Annotated in this window: 14 protein-coding genes and 2 pseudogenes; 15 read left to right on the forward strand and 1 reads right to left on the reverse strand. The window is 45.0% G+C overall.

The genetic code is table 11. The annotated features are described in order from the left end of the window. Positions 1–39: 39 nt before the first annotated feature. From JCM19037_RS02905 to JCM19037_RS02930, 5 genes and pseudogenes are all read left to right on the forward strand, one after another. A complete protein-coding gene (locus JCM19037_RS02905; RefSeq protein ID WP_042397644.1) occupies positions 40–885 on the forward strand; it encodes a menaquinol-cytochrome c reductase cytochrome b/c subunit in 846 nt (281 codons plus the stop codon). A gap of 69 nt (positions 886–954) precedes the next feature. Further along, the gene (locus JCM19037_RS02910) at positions 955–1,560 is read left to right on the forward strand and encodes a DUF1405 domain-containing protein (RefSeq protein ID WP_042397646.1); all 606 of its coding nucleotides are present in this window, start codon (positions 955–957) and stop codon (positions 1,558–1,560) included. 166 nt (positions 1,561–1,726) lie between these two features. Then, positions 1,727–2,410, forward strand: a pseudogene (locus tag JCM19037_RS26565) (sporulation protein YpjB). A 66-nt stretch (positions 2,411–2,476) separates the two neighbouring features. Next, the gene (locus tag JCM19037_RS02925; protein ID WP_042397655.1) at positions 2,477–3,163 is read left to right on the forward strand and encodes a zinc metallopeptidase; all 687 of its coding nucleotides are present in this window, start codon (positions 2,477–2,479) and stop codon (positions 3,161–3,163) included. A gap of 522 nt (positions 3,164–3,685) precedes the next feature. Beyond that, positions 3,686–4,093, forward strand: coding sequence for a hypothetical protein (locus tag JCM19037_RS02930; RefSeq protein ID WP_042397658.1), 408 nt, complete (start codon positions 3,686–3,688; stop codon positions 4,091–4,093). Positions 4,094–5,096: 1,003 nt separating this feature from the next. On the opposite strand, the gene JCM19037_RS02935 is transcribed toward JCM19037_RS02930, so the two are convergent. Next, positions 5,097–5,969 (reverse strand): YitT family protein, encoded by an 873-nt coding sequence (locus tag JCM19037_RS02935; RefSeq protein WP_042397660.1) that lies wholly within the window; start codon positions 5,967–5,969, stop codon positions 5,097–5,099. Between the two features lie 103 nt (positions 5,970–6,072). On the opposite strand from JCM19037_RS02935, the gene JCM19037_RS02940 reads away from it, so the two are divergent. From JCM19037_RS02940 to JCM19037_RS02990, 10 genes and pseudogenes are all read left to right on the forward strand, one after another. Then, positions 6,073–6,417 (forward strand): nucleotide pyrophosphohydrolase, encoded by a 345-nt coding sequence (locus JCM19037_RS02940; protein ID WP_042397796.1) that lies wholly within the window; start codon positions 6,073–6,075, stop codon positions 6,415–6,417. Next, positions 6,414–7,196: a 4-hydroxy-tetrahydrodipicolinate reductase gene (dapB, locus tag JCM19037_RS02945; protein ID WP_042397663.1), complete on the forward strand. Its 783-nt coding sequence runs from the start codon at positions 6,414–6,416 to the stop codon at positions 7,194–7,196. Before JCM19037_RS02940 ends, dapB begins: the two co-directional genes overlap by 4 nt. A gap of 17 nt (positions 7,197–7,213) precedes the next feature. Then, positions 7,214–7,621 (forward strand): methylglyoxal synthase, encoded by a 408-nt coding sequence (gene mgsA, locus JCM19037_RS02950; RefSeq protein WP_042397667.1) that lies wholly within the window; start codon positions 7,214–7,216, stop codon positions 7,619–7,621. Position 7,622: 1 nt separating this feature from the next. After that, positions 7,623–8,762 (forward strand): N-acetyl-alpha-D-glucosaminyl L-malate synthase BshA, encoded by a 1,140-nt coding sequence (bshA, locus tag JCM19037_RS02955; RefSeq protein ID WP_042397670.1) that lies wholly within the window; start codon positions 7,623–7,625, stop codon positions 8,760–8,762. Next, on the forward strand, positions 8,749–9,531 hold the full coding sequence (locus JCM19037_RS02960) for a CCA tRNA nucleotidyltransferase (protein ID WP_042397673.1): 783 nt from the start codon (positions 8,749–8,751) through the stop codon (positions 9,529–9,531). Before bshA ends, JCM19037_RS02960 begins: the two co-directional genes overlap by 14 nt. Next, positions 9,447–9,866 carry a hypothetical protein gene (locus JCM19037_RS02965; RefSeq protein WP_081829000.1) on the forward strand — a complete coding sequence of 140 codons (420 nt, stop codon included), beginning with the start codon at positions 9,447–9,449 and terminating at the stop codon, positions 9,864–9,866. Before JCM19037_RS02960 ends, JCM19037_RS02965 begins: the two co-directional genes overlap by 85 nt. Further along, on the forward strand, positions 9,856–10,821 hold the full coding sequence (locus JCM19037_RS02970) for a biotin--[acetyl-CoA-carboxylase] ligase (RefSeq protein ID WP_238544507.1): 966 nt from the start codon (positions 9,856–9,858) through the stop codon (positions 10,819–10,821). Before JCM19037_RS02965 ends, JCM19037_RS02970 begins: the two co-directional genes overlap by 11 nt. Before the next feature lie 177 nt (positions 10,822–10,998). Beyond that, a complete protein-coding gene (panB, locus tag JCM19037_RS02975; protein WP_042397682.1) occupies positions 10,999–11,817 on the forward strand; it encodes a 3-methyl-2-oxobutanoate hydroxymethyltransferase in 819 nt (272 codons plus the stop codon). Positions 11,818–11,911: 94 nt separating this feature from the next. Further along, a pseudogene (gene panC / locus JCM19037_RS23920) lies at positions 11,912–12,651 on the forward strand (pantoate--beta-alanine ligase); the annotation flags it as partial. 16 nt (positions 12,652–12,667) lie between these two features. Next, entirely contained in the window at positions 12,668–13,870 is a 1,203-nt protein-coding gene (locus JCM19037_RS02990) for an exonuclease domain-containing protein (protein WP_042397688.1), read from the forward strand. Positions 13,871–14,591 lie beyond the last annotated feature (721 nt).

The following is a 14,591-nucleotide window of genomic DNA, read 5'->3' on the forward strand; positions in this document are numbered from 1 at the left end:
CGAGATTGCCCCTCAATCAACATCAAAGGAGGGGAACAGATGAAACGTGGAAAAGGGATGAAGTTCGTCGGAGATTCCAGAATCCCCGATCGCGAACATCGCATGAAGAATATACCTAAAGATTATTCGGAGTACCCTGGCAAGACAGAAGCATTCTTTCCAAACTATTTGTTAAAAGAATGGCTTGTTGGTGCAGTATTCCTCATCGGGTTCCTTTGTTTAACGATTGCTCATCCAGCACCACTTGAGCAAGAAGCTGACCCGAATGCCACCGGTTATATCCCGGTACCAGACTGGTTCTTCTTATTCCTTTACCAGTTGCTAAAGTATGAAGCAGCCGCAGGAGCCTTCACTGTTTTAGGTACAGTGGTTATCCCAGGTCTTGCGTTCGGTGCGCTAATGCTCGCTCCTTGGCTTGACAAAGGTCCAGAGCGTAGATTATCTAAGCGACCGATTGCCACAGGTATGATGCTTCTAGGTTTTATCTCTGTTGCTTACTTAACATGGGAAGCTGCAGATCAGCACGAATGGGGTGGAGCAGCTTCCATTGACGATGATGTCAGGGAAATTGATACGACCCATCCAGGTTATGATATTTACGTCGAAGAAAGTTGTATTGCCTGTCACGGTGATAATATGGAGGGGACCGCCATGGGACCTGACTTATATGACTTGGCATATGACGAAGAAGGCGTAGCGCAAATCGTTGTTGAAGGAATTGGCGAAATGCCTGCTGTTATTGATGCAGATCAAACAGAAGAAATTGAAACCATTTCTGAATATGTTGTAAGTGGTGGCGGCACGAATGAAGGTGCTGGCGGCGCTGAAGGCGATGAAGACGCAGAAGATACAGATGATGAAGAAGATGAAGACGCTGATGAATAAGCGTCCGAAGAAAAGCTGACGCGTTTGTCAGCTTTTTTTCTTCATCATTACATAAAGTGAGGATGAAACATGATAAGAGCGTTGATTCATGTCGTTGGCCATCCGTATGGATTGTGGGCATTATTCTTTATTAATGCATTTGGTACGCTTTATGGTTTTTTATGGTATGAAAGTCAATTGATGGTTACTCCACCGATATTCTTGCCATTTGTGCCAGATAGTCCAACGGCAAGCTTGTTCTTCACGATCGTGCTTGCGGCGTTACTGTTGCGTAAAAACCTTGGACTGATTGAAGCACTTGCAGCGGTCACGTTAATAAAATACGGCATTTGGGCCGTTGTAATGAACGTAGGTGCGGGTGTGATGGGGGCGCCGCTATCGTTCCAAAATTATATGCTCATTGCCTCCCATGCAGGCATGGCTCTTCAAGCATTATTATTTATGCCCTATTTTCGGATTAAGCCATGGCACTTGCTCGTCGCTATGATCTGGACCGTACATAACGACATTATCGATTACGTGTATGGCATGCACCCTGGTGTGCATAGCGTACTCATGCCGTATATTGATCATATCGGCTATTTCACTTTTTGGCTCGGTTTAACAGCTGTTTTCACCACCTATATGTTGAGTATTCGCACCGACCGATACCAATTAAAACTACCGCGAATTTGAATGATGGTCTACTCTTGTCCAATGGCTCATAGGCTAGAATAGTTGGACAAGAGAGGAGGCTCTTTTAGTGCGGGCGTTTATAAGAGTCGTTATTCCCTTTATTTTGGTGTTCGTAGTTTTACATGGAGCAAAGATTGCCGGTGCTGCAGAACGTCAAGATGAGTGGGTGAACATTGATACAAAAGCTGAAGAAATCGTTTTACTTGTAGAAGAGGAAAAGTATGAAGATGCAAGGCTCGTTCTTCGATCATTATCTACACCGCTAACAAGAGCTGACTATGAATCGGCCTCATTAAATATTCATGATATGGGCATCATAATTAGGAATTATGAACGGACCGATGAAGCATTAACAGCTGCGAATATGCCTCATGAGGAGCGTTTGATGGCAGCAGAGCGTTTTTATTATTTAATTGACGCCGTCATCCACCCGCATCAACGCTTGGTTGGATACGAGAGAAGACGTTTTTGCGCAGTTAGAAGCGGTGCAACGAGCCTCTAACGAATCTGATCCGACTCGTTTCCAACACGCGTGGAATGAATGGGTCGTCCAGTTTCAAGTGGTGCGTCCAGCGATGATGCTCCGAACATCCCAATCCGAACAAGAAGAAATTAGATCATACTATCGTTTATGAGCGAGCATAGCCATCGCCTTTACGATGAATCTGAAGCTGAGCCCTTTTTTAAGGCATTAACCTATGAACTTAACCGAATGTATGACATGGAGCCTAAATCAAGTAGCTCGTCGCTGCTTATGGTTATTTTTATCGTCGGTGGTTTCATTGTGACGAGCCTTACTTATGCTGGTTGGAAGAAATATAAAGGTGAAAAAGAGCGTGAGCGAGGCTGATTCTTTGACGAGCGAATGCTTTCTTAATAAAATAGTAATATACCATCCATTATGGAGGTGAATCGCATGTTTAGTGGTTTTTCATTTATTATTTACTTTGCTTTGTTGCTAATTATTCCTCTCTATGCCCAGGCGAGAGTGAAATCAACGTATAGTAAATATTCACAAGTCCAGAATAGCCAAGGATTGACAGGTGCTGAAGTTGCTAGGCGGATTATGGAAGACAATGGCATATATGATGTAACGATTGAGCCTGTTAAGGGTAAGCTTACCGACCATTACGACCCGTCAAAAAAAGCTGTTCGGCTATCTGAAGATAACTATTACGGAACTTCAATTGCCGGTGCTGCAGTTGCTGCACACGAAGTGGGTCACGTCATTCAAGACGCTGAAGATTATAGCTTTATGAGACTGCGTTCGAGGCTTGTACCGTTTGCAAGCATCGGCTCGAACTTCTCATTTATTTTCATACTGGCTGGCATTATTTTGCAAGCACAAGGTCTTTTGCTTGCCGGTATTGTATTTATGGGGGCAGCTGTCTTATTCCAACTCGTTACACTTCCTGTTGAGTTTGATGCCTCTAACAGAGCAATGGGTCAAATGACGGCTTCTGGCATTATTCGAAATGATGAAGAACGAGAGTCAAAGAAAGTATTAAATGCTGCAGCACTCACCTATGTCGCTGGTGCACTCGTTGCAGTGCTAGAACTTGCACGTTTCATTATGATGTATGTAGCTGCAGGTGACGATTAAGTATTTCAAACACCGCAATCGTTAAACACTAACGTTTGCGGTGTTTTTTGATTGAATGGACATACCGATAGCTAAAGTGTGGCAAAGTGACTCTAACTCATTCTCTCGACTTGGAGTCATGCCGAGAGAATGAGGAAAAGGGCAGTCATCTTCTCGAGGTAATTATTAGGGATTTGGCGAATTTTTATAGAGTTGCACCTGTTTTGCGCGAACTTCTAGACAAAAGTGGAGAATTGATGCCGGCCGTATGCTCTGAAGAGTATGGTTGCCACAGCGAGCACAACCGAAGCGCAGTGAGGAATGATATCGCCCTTATACACTGGAGTGCCTAGAAAACACGGTGGGTGATTTTTAGCCACCGATGTTGCCCTTTCGCTCTCATGTCGTTGAGATCAAGCACACGGGTCGCTACTTCCAAGTGTTTTATTATCCTTTGTTTTCGGGAAAGGACGAATGTTCAAAGACTACAATACGTTGCACACGATGTGTATGAGTGGGTAGTGAAAGTGAGGGGCTGTGAAGATGTTCGTATCCAAGTTTCGATTCGTTCTCATATTGTTAAGCCTCATGGCAGGTTGTGCACAGGAGGAACAACCAGAGTTAGAACTGGATATTCCGTACGAAGCGAAAGGTGTGACATTTTTCATTTATGGAAATGACGATCAGCCTCACCTTACCCTCGATCGGGACACATCGTTTGCGCTTCGAAATCTCATTAACGACATGGAAGCAGAAAGTGCAGACGTCTTATTAATTGTCGATCCTGATTACATGGTTGACCTAGGTGGAGGATCGGAATTTCGAGTGTATGTTCAGCAGTCGTCCGTATTGTTTTCAAATCATCGTGAACCAGGAGAATTGTATTCAGTGGAAGGGAATATGGCTAAAAACCTTATTCAGCTGCTAAGTGAATCACATGAGCACCCTTAAAAGTGAGAGCAGGCAGAGTAAAAAAGAGCGACTCGATCGCTCTTTTTTTGGATGATATAGGATGAACGAAAGGCATTATTGGACGCCAGGTTGGAGAGGTTGCATCGTGATTTCATACGATTTGACCGTTATGAGAAAACTGTCCTCATATCCCTTTCCGTAGCGAAATTACTCCAATGGTGTATATACCGAGCGGGGCAGGGCAAGCGACTCGATCTCGTGAACATCGATTTGGAACTAGATTGTCGTTCAATTTCTTTAATGTGCTGAATCTGATTCCATAATTGGATGTTTGGAACTAGATGACCATCGATTGGAAGCAGAAAGAGGGAAAACGGTCACATATGAGTGAATCTGGTTCCAATCGGTGATCCTTTGGAAACATTTTTTCCATTTTGCGTTAGAAACTGCTCAGGTCAGTGAAAAAGCACATCACTATTTAAAATCCTCGTTAACCGAAACGAACCATCTCATTCTATGCGGGGGTTCGGGTAACATAGCGCATTGAAAATGTATATGGTCCCATCACTGATGCCAGGCACTGAGCAAGGTGTAGAGCTAAAACTTTAGCTAACTAGACGTCCTAATTGGCACCCCCCGCCTTATCGACACTCCGAGTTTTCTAAGTAAAAGCGAGAGGTCACTAAAAGAAGTGTGTCACTTTCTTCATAACTCACTCATGTGAGACATCCTGTCCAACCTATTTCGAGAGGGTTCATTTTCCAAGCTTTTATCGCCCTCGTCGTAAGACCAAAGGGTTCGGCCGCCCCTCCGCGGTGGTAGATTTTGGGGATTGATATCGCCCCTTATACTCGGGAGTGCCTAGAAAACACGGTGGGTGATTTTTAGCCATCGATGTTGCCCTTGTACTTTGGAGTGCCTAGAAAACACGGTGGTGATTTTTAGCCACCGATGTTGCCCTTGTACTTTGGAGTGCAAACTTCCGCCTGCAGTGAAAGTCAAGCACTAAACAGTGCAAACTACGAATCTCTAACGTTTAACTTTATTGATACGGTCGTTTTTCATCATCGAGTGTAAAGCCTTCTCCAGCAACATCTTGTACGTTGGAAATGGTAATAAACGCATGGGGATCGACGTTTTCTACGATCGCCTTTAGTCGAACGGTTTCGTTACGAGCGATTACACAATAAAGAACTTCCTTCTCTTTGCCTGTATATGAGCCTTTTCCTTGCAAGATCGTTGCGCCTCGCTCCATCTCCATGAGAATAGCGTCGGCTACAGCGCCAGTATTTTCAGAGATAATAAATGCCGCTTTGCCAGAATAAGCGCCTTGCTGAATGAAATCAATAACTCTAGCGGCTACAAATACGGCAACGAGGGTGTACATTGCTTGACGGTAGTCTAAGTAAATTAATGATGCGGTAATGACGAGTGCATCAAACATAAACAGTGTTCTCCCCATGCTCCATCCGAAATACTTGAAACCGAGTTTGGCGATAATATCAGCACCGCCAGTTGTACCCCCATAACGAAAGACGATGCCAAGACCTGTTCCAATGAACACGCCTGAAAATAGTGCGGCGAGCGTCAGGTCATCTTGTAACGGAAGCTGAATCACTTGAACTGCTTGAAATATCCATAGAAATAATGACAAGCCGAGGGTGCCGATAATTGTATAAACGAACAAGGTACGCCCGAGCACTCGGTAGCCTAAAATAAACATAGGTATGTTGAGTACAATATTCGATAAGGCAGGGTCAATCGTCCACACGAAATAAAGAATCAGTGTAATTCCGGTAAATCCCCCGTCAGCTAAACTGTTTTCCATGTTAAAATAGACGAGTCCGAATGATACGAGCGCACAACCGAGCAGAATGAAAAAGATCCGCTTTGTATGTATGAGTATGTTTGCCACAGAGCTTCCTCCTACTTTCGGTACTATAGACGTTCATATTATAGTGGAAAACAAGACGAGGAGCAAATCTGCTTCAGTCTACACGATGCGAATGGGTGATACGATGACGTTGAAAACGATGAACGATATGCAAGAAGATGTGGACCGTTATATTGGGCAGTTTAAAGAAGGGTACTTTTCCCCGCTGTCGATGCTTGCGCGGATGACCGAAGAAGTCGGAGAACTTTCCCGAGAAATCAATCACGTATACGGCGAGAAGCCAAAGAAAAATGAAGAAGCCGACAAAAAAATCGAAGAAGAAATGGGCGACATATTGTTTGTGCTCATTTGTTTTGCAAACTCTTTAGATGTGGATTTGTCAGAGAGCTTCGACGAAATTATGCACAAATTTAATACAAGAGATAAAGATCGTTGGACACGCATTGAAGAAAGTGAGGAATCAACATGATACAAATTATACTTGCAGGACCACGAGGCAAAATGGGCAGCGCTGCACGGCAATTGATTGCGAACACTGCCGAGTTTGAGGCGGTGGCGTATGTAGACCGAAAATCAAAAGAAGAGACAGGGTTTGACCCAGAAGGAGTTCCTTTATATACAAGCATTGAAGAATGCTTTAAAGATGATGTGCATGCGGATGTACTCATTGATTTGACGACACCAGAATCAGCTAAAGAAAACTTAAAACAAGCGATTGAATACAACATTCGTCCTGTCATTGGGACGACAGGTTTTAGTGAACAAGAAATTGATGAGTTGCGTAAGCAAACGGAACAAAAAGGCTTGGGGGCGATGATTGTCCCGAACTTCGCGATCGGAGCGGTGCTCATGATGAAGTTCTCACAAATGGCAGCGAAATTTTATGAAGATGTCGAGATTATTGAGCGTCATCATGATCAAAAACTTGATGCGCCTTCAGGAACCGCATTAAAAACAGCTGAACTAATCTCTCAAGTGAGAAACGAGAAAAAGCAAGGGCACCCTGACGAACAAGAAACGTTAGACGGAGCAAGAGGTGGCACGTACCAAGGGATGCCGATTCATAGCGTTCGCCTACCTGGACTTGTCGCCCATCAAGAAGTGATTTTCGGGGGCAATGGTGAGACATTCACATTGCGTCATGATTCAATCGATCGTTATTCGTTTATGCCGGGTGTGAAATTGGCAGTCGAGACGGTTATGTCGGCAAAAACATTGATTTATGGTTTGGAACAAATCATCGACTAGTTGAGGGAGATGTACTCATGAACATTGCACTCATTGCCCATGATAAGAAAAAAGACGATTTGGTTGATTTTGCCATTGCGTACAAACACATTTTAAAAGAGCATGTGTTGTTTGCTACAGGAACGACCGGAATGAGAATTACCGATGAAACAGGCCTTTCTATACAACGATATTTATCAGGTCCCCTCGGTGGTGACCAACAACTCGGTGCTCGTGTGGCAACGAATGGATTGGACTTAGTGCTTTTTTTCCGCGACCCACTAACTGCACAACCTCACGAGCCAGATATTGCAGCGCTCATCCGATTGTGCGATGTTCATCAAGTGCCTATTGCGACGAACATGGGAACCGCAGAAATATTAATTAATGGCATGAAAGACGGTCGCTTTACATTCCGTGAAGTGATGAAGAGAGAGGAAGGATAGCATGCGGCCGTTAAAAATTGGCATCACGTGTTATCCGACGGTTGGCGGGTCTGGCGTCGTTGCGACGGAGCTGGGCATTCGTCTTGCTGAACGGGGACACGAAATCCATTTCATTACGTCCAGCCTGCCGTTTCGACTTCAACAAGTTCATCCAAACATTTTCTTTCATGAAGTGGTTGTCAATCAATATCAAGTGTTTCGCTACCCTCCATATGATTTGACGTTAGCCAGTAAGATGGCAGAAGTTGCTCGAAAACATCAACTTGACCTCTTGCATGTTCACTATGCCGTTCCGCACGCCATTTCTGCTTCTCTTGCCAAAGATATGTTAGATGGGGATGTGAAAGTGATGACTACGCTTCACGGAACGGATATTACGGTGCTTGCAGAAGATCCTTCCTTGGCAAACATCATTGAACATGGCATAAATCGTTCTGATCAAGTGACGGCGGTGTCCGACTTTCTTGTAAAACAAACGTATGACATGCTTGATATTAAAAATTCAATCGACACCGTATATAACTTTGTCGATGAACGAGAGCTTGTTGACGTGAACCGTCAACTCATACGCGAACAATTCAACATCCAAGATGACGAAAAAGTGATCGTACATATGTCGAACTTTCGCGGTGTGAAACGCGTGGATGATGTAATTCGTGCCTTTGCGCTTATTCAGAGCCAAGTGAAAAGTAAACTCTATCTGATCGGTGACGGTCCAGACCGACATGTGATGGAGACACTCGTGAAATCTTTAGGGTTAGATGATTGTGTATTCTTTTTAGGAAATCAAATGCAAGTGTTTCAACTCTTGGCAATCGGAGATGTGAAACTGCTACTATCTGAAAAAGAAAGCTTTGGACTGGCAGCGTTAGAAGCAATGAGTGTCGGGGTTCCAGTCATCGGTGCAAACATCGGTGGCATCTCCGAAGTCGTCGTGCACGAAGAAACGGGCATCATTGTGCCTGTGTACGAATACGAGCAGGCAGCTGAAGAGGCTGTACGATTGCTCGCGGATAAACAAACTTGGCAACGATACTCAGCGAATAGCAGAAAACGAGCGCTTACGAACTTTAGTAAAGATGTGATTGTCCCACAATACGAAGCACTATATTATCGGATGTTACAAGATGCCTGCCATTAATCATCCGTTTCAGCCGTTGTTTGCCCTTCTTCGAGCGGATGAATTTGAAGTGTACGTCGTTGGCGGTGCGGTGAGAGATTGGCTACAAGGAACGTGCCCAAAAGATGTTGACATGGTAACCAATGAACCGCTGTCATCTTTGGATGAGCGGATTGAAGGAGCGGCACTCATTGCAACAAAAGTGCCGCTCCTTCATTTTAAACGAGACGTGTCGGTCGATGTAAGCCAATGGGAAGGGACAAACATCGTCTCTCATCTACGACAACGTGATTTCACAATGAATGCGATGGCTATTGACGTTTCGGGGAATGTCATTGATCCACTAGATGGTAGAATAGCACTCGAGCAAAAAACCTTACAGCTTGCTTCCCCAAAAAGCTTGTATACAGATCCAGTCCGTATTTTACGAGCGTTTCGTTTCAGGGCGGCATCCGGGTTTATCATTTCTGCGGAAACGATGAGCGCCATTCGTACAGAGAAATACAAACTGCGCGATGTTGCAAAAGAGCGGATCGGGTTGGAAATGAGGAAAATAATCACGAGTTCAAATGCAGAAGCGGTTCTTAATGAACTAGATCATGAACACGTGTTGCCGTACATTTTTCCCGAGTATACGAAAACAAGCCCCCTCTCGTTTTATGGTGTGAAAGAGGAGTGGGAGCGGTGGTTGCTTTTATCCGATCAATGGAAAGTAAATATGACCCTGTGTTTCGAAAATGGGGACTGGCTACTTCTGTTGTACGCGCGTATCACATACGGCATCGGTTGATGCAAAGCGTACGAACACACGCACCGTCTAAAAAAGAAATTTACACATATGGGGTGCACGTACATCTGCAAGTGGACCGGCTAGTGAGTACTGTAGATGAGCAGTTCACTTCAAAAGAGGAACAAATTAAGCAATTAGCAAACCTTATCCCAATTGAGACACGAAAAGATCTTTTGTTACAGCCTAGAGAGTTATTGACCCATTTTCAACGTACACCAGGTCGTTGGCTCGGACTGATGATGGAGCGGTTGGAAAGCGAAGTTGTTGAAGGAACATTAAAAAACGATAAACAAACCTTATGGCAAAGGGCAAAGGAGCTGGATGATGAAAACTAAATTGCTGGAACTGCTTGAAGATGCCAATCGAACGTACCGTTCAGGTCAAGAAATTAGTGATCATTTGAACGTATCAAGAACGGCGGTGTGGAAGCATATTGAATCATTACGCCAAGAAGGGTATGGAATTGAAGCGGTACCTCGTCGTGGCTATCGGCTTGTTTCGCGTCCCAATACGCTCAATGAGTCTGAAGTGCGAAAAGGGCTTAAGACGAAGCATATCGGTCAAACCGTCCGCTATGAGCCTGTCGTCTCCTCTACACAAGATGTGATGAAGGAATGGTACAAACAAGGGGCTGTGCACGGGGCAGTGGTTACGACAGAAGAACAAACGAGCGGCAGAGGGCGAATGAGTCGACCTTGGCAGGCCCCTCAATCCAAAGGCATTATGTTTTCGTTACTCGTAACCCCGCACCTTCCACTGCACACAGCTCCCCAACTGACATTGGTGACGGCTGTAGCCGTTGCAAAAGCGTGTGAAAAGGTAGCAAATGTGAGTGTGAGCATTAAGTGGCCGAATGATTTGTACATCGGTTCAAAGAAGATTGCCGGCATTCTAACAGAGGTGCAAGCTGAAGGAAGTCGTGTGGAAATGATGGTTGCGGGCATTGGATTGAATGTGAATGAAACGACTCAAGAGATGGTGGAGAGAGGCTTAGAGCAAAAAGCTTCTTCGCTCTACATTGAGACGAAACAATCTTGGAATCGAAAGCAATTGCTTCAAGCGATCTTTTCCGAGTTTGAACTCGAGTATGAACGTTGGATTAAAGAAGGGTTTCAAAGCATTCGTAATGAATGGGAAAGGCGGGCGTTGCTTTACGGTCAGACAGTGACGGTAACGGATCAGCACCGTGTCGTTAAAGGTAAGATGGTCGGCATTACAGATGATGGTGTTCTCAAGTTGGAAGACGAGACAGGAGTTGAACGGCTCATTTATAGTGGGGATCTACAATAGAACCGTGCGGTTGTTTTTGCTATACTGAAGGTGTATGAAATGATGGCATCCATTACGGAGCTGTACATGGTTTACCGGTAAATGTAAGTAGTAAATCTGCTTGATCACTGTTGACAGGGACGGAGGGAACGAGATGACCCATCAGACGCTCCCTCTAATTATGGGAGGGATAAGACAATGAAGCAAACGATTGATTTTTTGAAGATGAAGCAAAATGAAGAGATGATTTCTATGATGACGGCTTATGATGCACCGACGGGGCGAATCGTTGAAGAAGCAGACGTTGATATGATTCTCGTCGGTGATTCTGTCGGCATGGTTGTTCACGGTTATGACGGAACACAACCTGTAACGCTAGATGACATGGTTTTGCATACCCGTGCAGTACGGCGAGGGGCAAAGGATACGTTTATAGTAGCGGATTTGCCGTTTATGACTTATCATGGGTCCATAAGTGAGACCGTAGGGAATGCGCGAACGATGATTCAACAAGGCGGAGCTCATGCGGTAAAGCTTGAAGGTTGCACAGATTTGATGGTGGAAAGTATCGAGCAGTTAACCGCAGGAGGTGTGGCAGTCATGGGTCACCTCGGCCTAACGCCGCAGTCAAGTACTGTACTCGGTGGTTTTAAAGTTCAAGGTCGTAGTCAAGAAGAAGAGGCTCGGATCGTTGCTGAAAGTAAGCGAATTGCTGAAGCCGGTGCATTCGCTCTTGTATTAGAGTGCGTGCCTCAAGTCGTCACGAATCGTGTTCGAGAAGCCGTTGAGATTCCAGTTATTGGTATTGGTGCAGGGATTGCTGATGGGCAAGTGCTTGTCTTCCATGATTGTGTCGGAATAACCACAGGTAAACTGCCGAAATTCGTGAAAACCTACGCCAACGTTTATGATCAGATGAAAGAGGCGGTACAGCTGTATCATCATGAAGTGAAAACGGGTGCTTTTCCAACAGAAGCCCACACGTTCTCAGCAAGAAAACAAGGGGCAAAACAATGAAAATTGTCCGTTCAAAGTCAGAGTTTCAACAAACTCGTAGCCGGCTGCAAGGAGTCGTTGGCCTTGTGCCGACGATGGGACCCTTCATGAAGGTCACCTATCTCTCATTCGTCAAGCCAAGCAAGAAGCCGATCAAGTCGTCGTTACGATTTTCATAAACCCTTTACAGTTTGGTGAAGGAGAAGATTATGAGACGTACCCCCGTACCCCGGAAGTGGATCTTGAGAAAGCTCAATCTGCGGGCGCGGACGTTGTTTGGCTTCCAGAAGTTCATGATCTTTACGAGCAAAAACAAACCTTGATGATCGATGTGGGTGAATTAGGCGAAGAGCTGTGTGGGAAGAATCGCCCTGGACATTTTAACGGTATGGCGACGGTAGTGATGAAATTTTTACAAATCATTCGTCCAGATCGTGCTTATTTCGGTCAAAAAGATGCCCAGCAGCTTGCGATCATCAAGCAGATGGCTACCGATTTTCTAATCAATACTACGATCGTTGGTGGTCCGACCGTTCGAGACCACGACGGCTTGGCCTTATCTTCAAGAAATCAATATTTAACTGAACAAGAACGAAAAGATGCACCAGGCTTTACCAAACGCTTAAAAAAGGTGTCGCTGAATTGAAAGAAAACAACAGCCGAAAAGACGTACTAAAAAGAGTGACGGATGCGTTAAGCAACATGGAAGCAAGCGTTGAGTATGTTGAACTAAAAGCATTTCCAACTCTTCAAGCGTCAACGAATGAGTTGCCGGGTGGCGAGTACGTAATAGCAGCTGCGATTCGCTACTCAAAAGCTAGGCTGATCGATAATATCATTTTTACTGTGGAGTAATGGGTAGGAGGATTTTATGAATGTAGACCGTTATGTCGTAATCGATGTAGAAACGACGGGCAACCGTCCGACAGCAGGAGATCAGATCATAGAAGTCGGCATGACGGTGATCGAAAAGATGAAAGTGGTGCACACGTTTTCCTCGCTCGTCTATACGGACCGTAATATTCCACTTTTCATTGAGCAGCTGACAGGTATACGAAGCGAGGATCTTCAAGATGCTCCGTCATTTGAAGCGATTGTTCCTGAGCTTCTCCAAGCATTGGATGGAAGTTGCTTTGTCGCTCACCGGGCAGATTTTGATTTGCAGTTTATTAACGTCGCTCTAGAAAATGCGGGCTATTCACCTTTTGAAGGTCCAGTTTTGGACACGGTAGAAATGGCTCGGATGGTGTATCCGACCCTCGATAGTTACCGGCTATCGGCGATTGCACAACATTTCTCTTTCGGTCATAACGCCCCACACAGGGCGGGGAGTGACGCTCATGTGACTGCAGAAATCCTTATAAAAATGGAAGAGAAGCTACGCTCATTACCAAAAGCAACTGTCATGAAGATGGAGCCATTTACAGCGGGGATGAGTTCCGGATTACAACAGTTAGTGTACGACTGTTTAAAAGACGCGCGCGAACAAGCACCGGACCCGAATGTTCAGTATGTCCGAAGCTTTCCGGTAAAACATATCGAGCTTGAGCTGGAAGGTGCTGTGAAATCCGGACCGTTTTCTGGAGATACATTTTATGGGGAAAAAGGCTCATTACATCAAGTGATCCAAAATTATGAGCCTCGTGGCTCGCAACAGCAAATGGCTGAAGCGGTTTGGCAAGCGTTTGAAAACGAACAACACTTGCTCGTTGAAGCTGCAACAGGTACAGGTAAAACGATGGCTTACTTGTATCCAGCATTCGTAAAAAGTGTTGAGGAGAATTTGCCAGTCGTCATTGCGACCGATACGATTGCCTTGCAACAGCAGATTCTTGAAAACGATGTACCTAAGTTGGAGCGAGCGCTAGGGACAACGGTAAAAACAGCTCTTTTAAAAGGAAGAGACCATTATCTATGTGTGCAGAAGTTTGAACATTTCCTAGAGCGTATGCCTGCACACTATGATGAGCAGCTAATGGCTTGTCAACTACTCGTATGGCTTACTGAAACCGAAACTGGCGATGTAGAGGAACTGAATTTGCCTAGTGGAGGGCGAGCCTTTGGGATGAGCTAAAGAGTGATCCGCATACGTGTGTCGGTGCGGAGTGCGCGTATTGGCACCAGTGTTTCTATTACAAAGCGTTGGAGCGCGCAAAGACGGCTCAACTCATTATTACGAATCACGCCCTTTTGTTTGCTGATCGTTTTTCGAGGCATCAACTGCTTCCAGAATTCCAGTATGCGATCATCGATGAGGCTCATCAAATTGAGGAGACAGCAGGTCGGCATCTCGGCCGTCGCTCAAGCTATCAAGCTCTCGTTCGATGGACGGGTCGGTGGGGACTTCAAGATCGAGAAGGGTTGTTCAGTGAAATTGAGTTGGCCAATCGGACTGAAGATACAAAAGCGTTGTCGAGTGAATGGCTAAAGAATCGTAAATCTGAACTTATCGGTTTGCAACAAGAATGGTTACAGTTATTTCATCAATTGCAAGCCGTCGCAAGTGGGTCTGTCGATCCGGTCGTACGTTACCGGCCTTCTCAATTTCAAGGTCGTGGGGTTGAGGATACGATAAGGCGGGTTGATCTGCTCGTTGATCAAACGCTCCACTCTTGGAACCAAGCCATTGAAGCGTTAGATGAAAAAGACCGTGAGCAAGTGTTATGGAAAAAGGTAAGGCATTTGCTAGATGATCTTAAAGATGAGCATGATCAACTTTCATTTCTACTCGTAGAAGAGCACGAACAGCATGTGTATTGGATGGAAACCGACCGTGATAAGCGAGCAGATCGGAT

Source organism: Geomicrobium sp. JCM 19037 (assembly GCF_000698105.1).
Classification (GTDB): Bacteria; Bacillota; Bacilli; order Bacillales; family Marinococcaceae; genus Geomicrobium_A.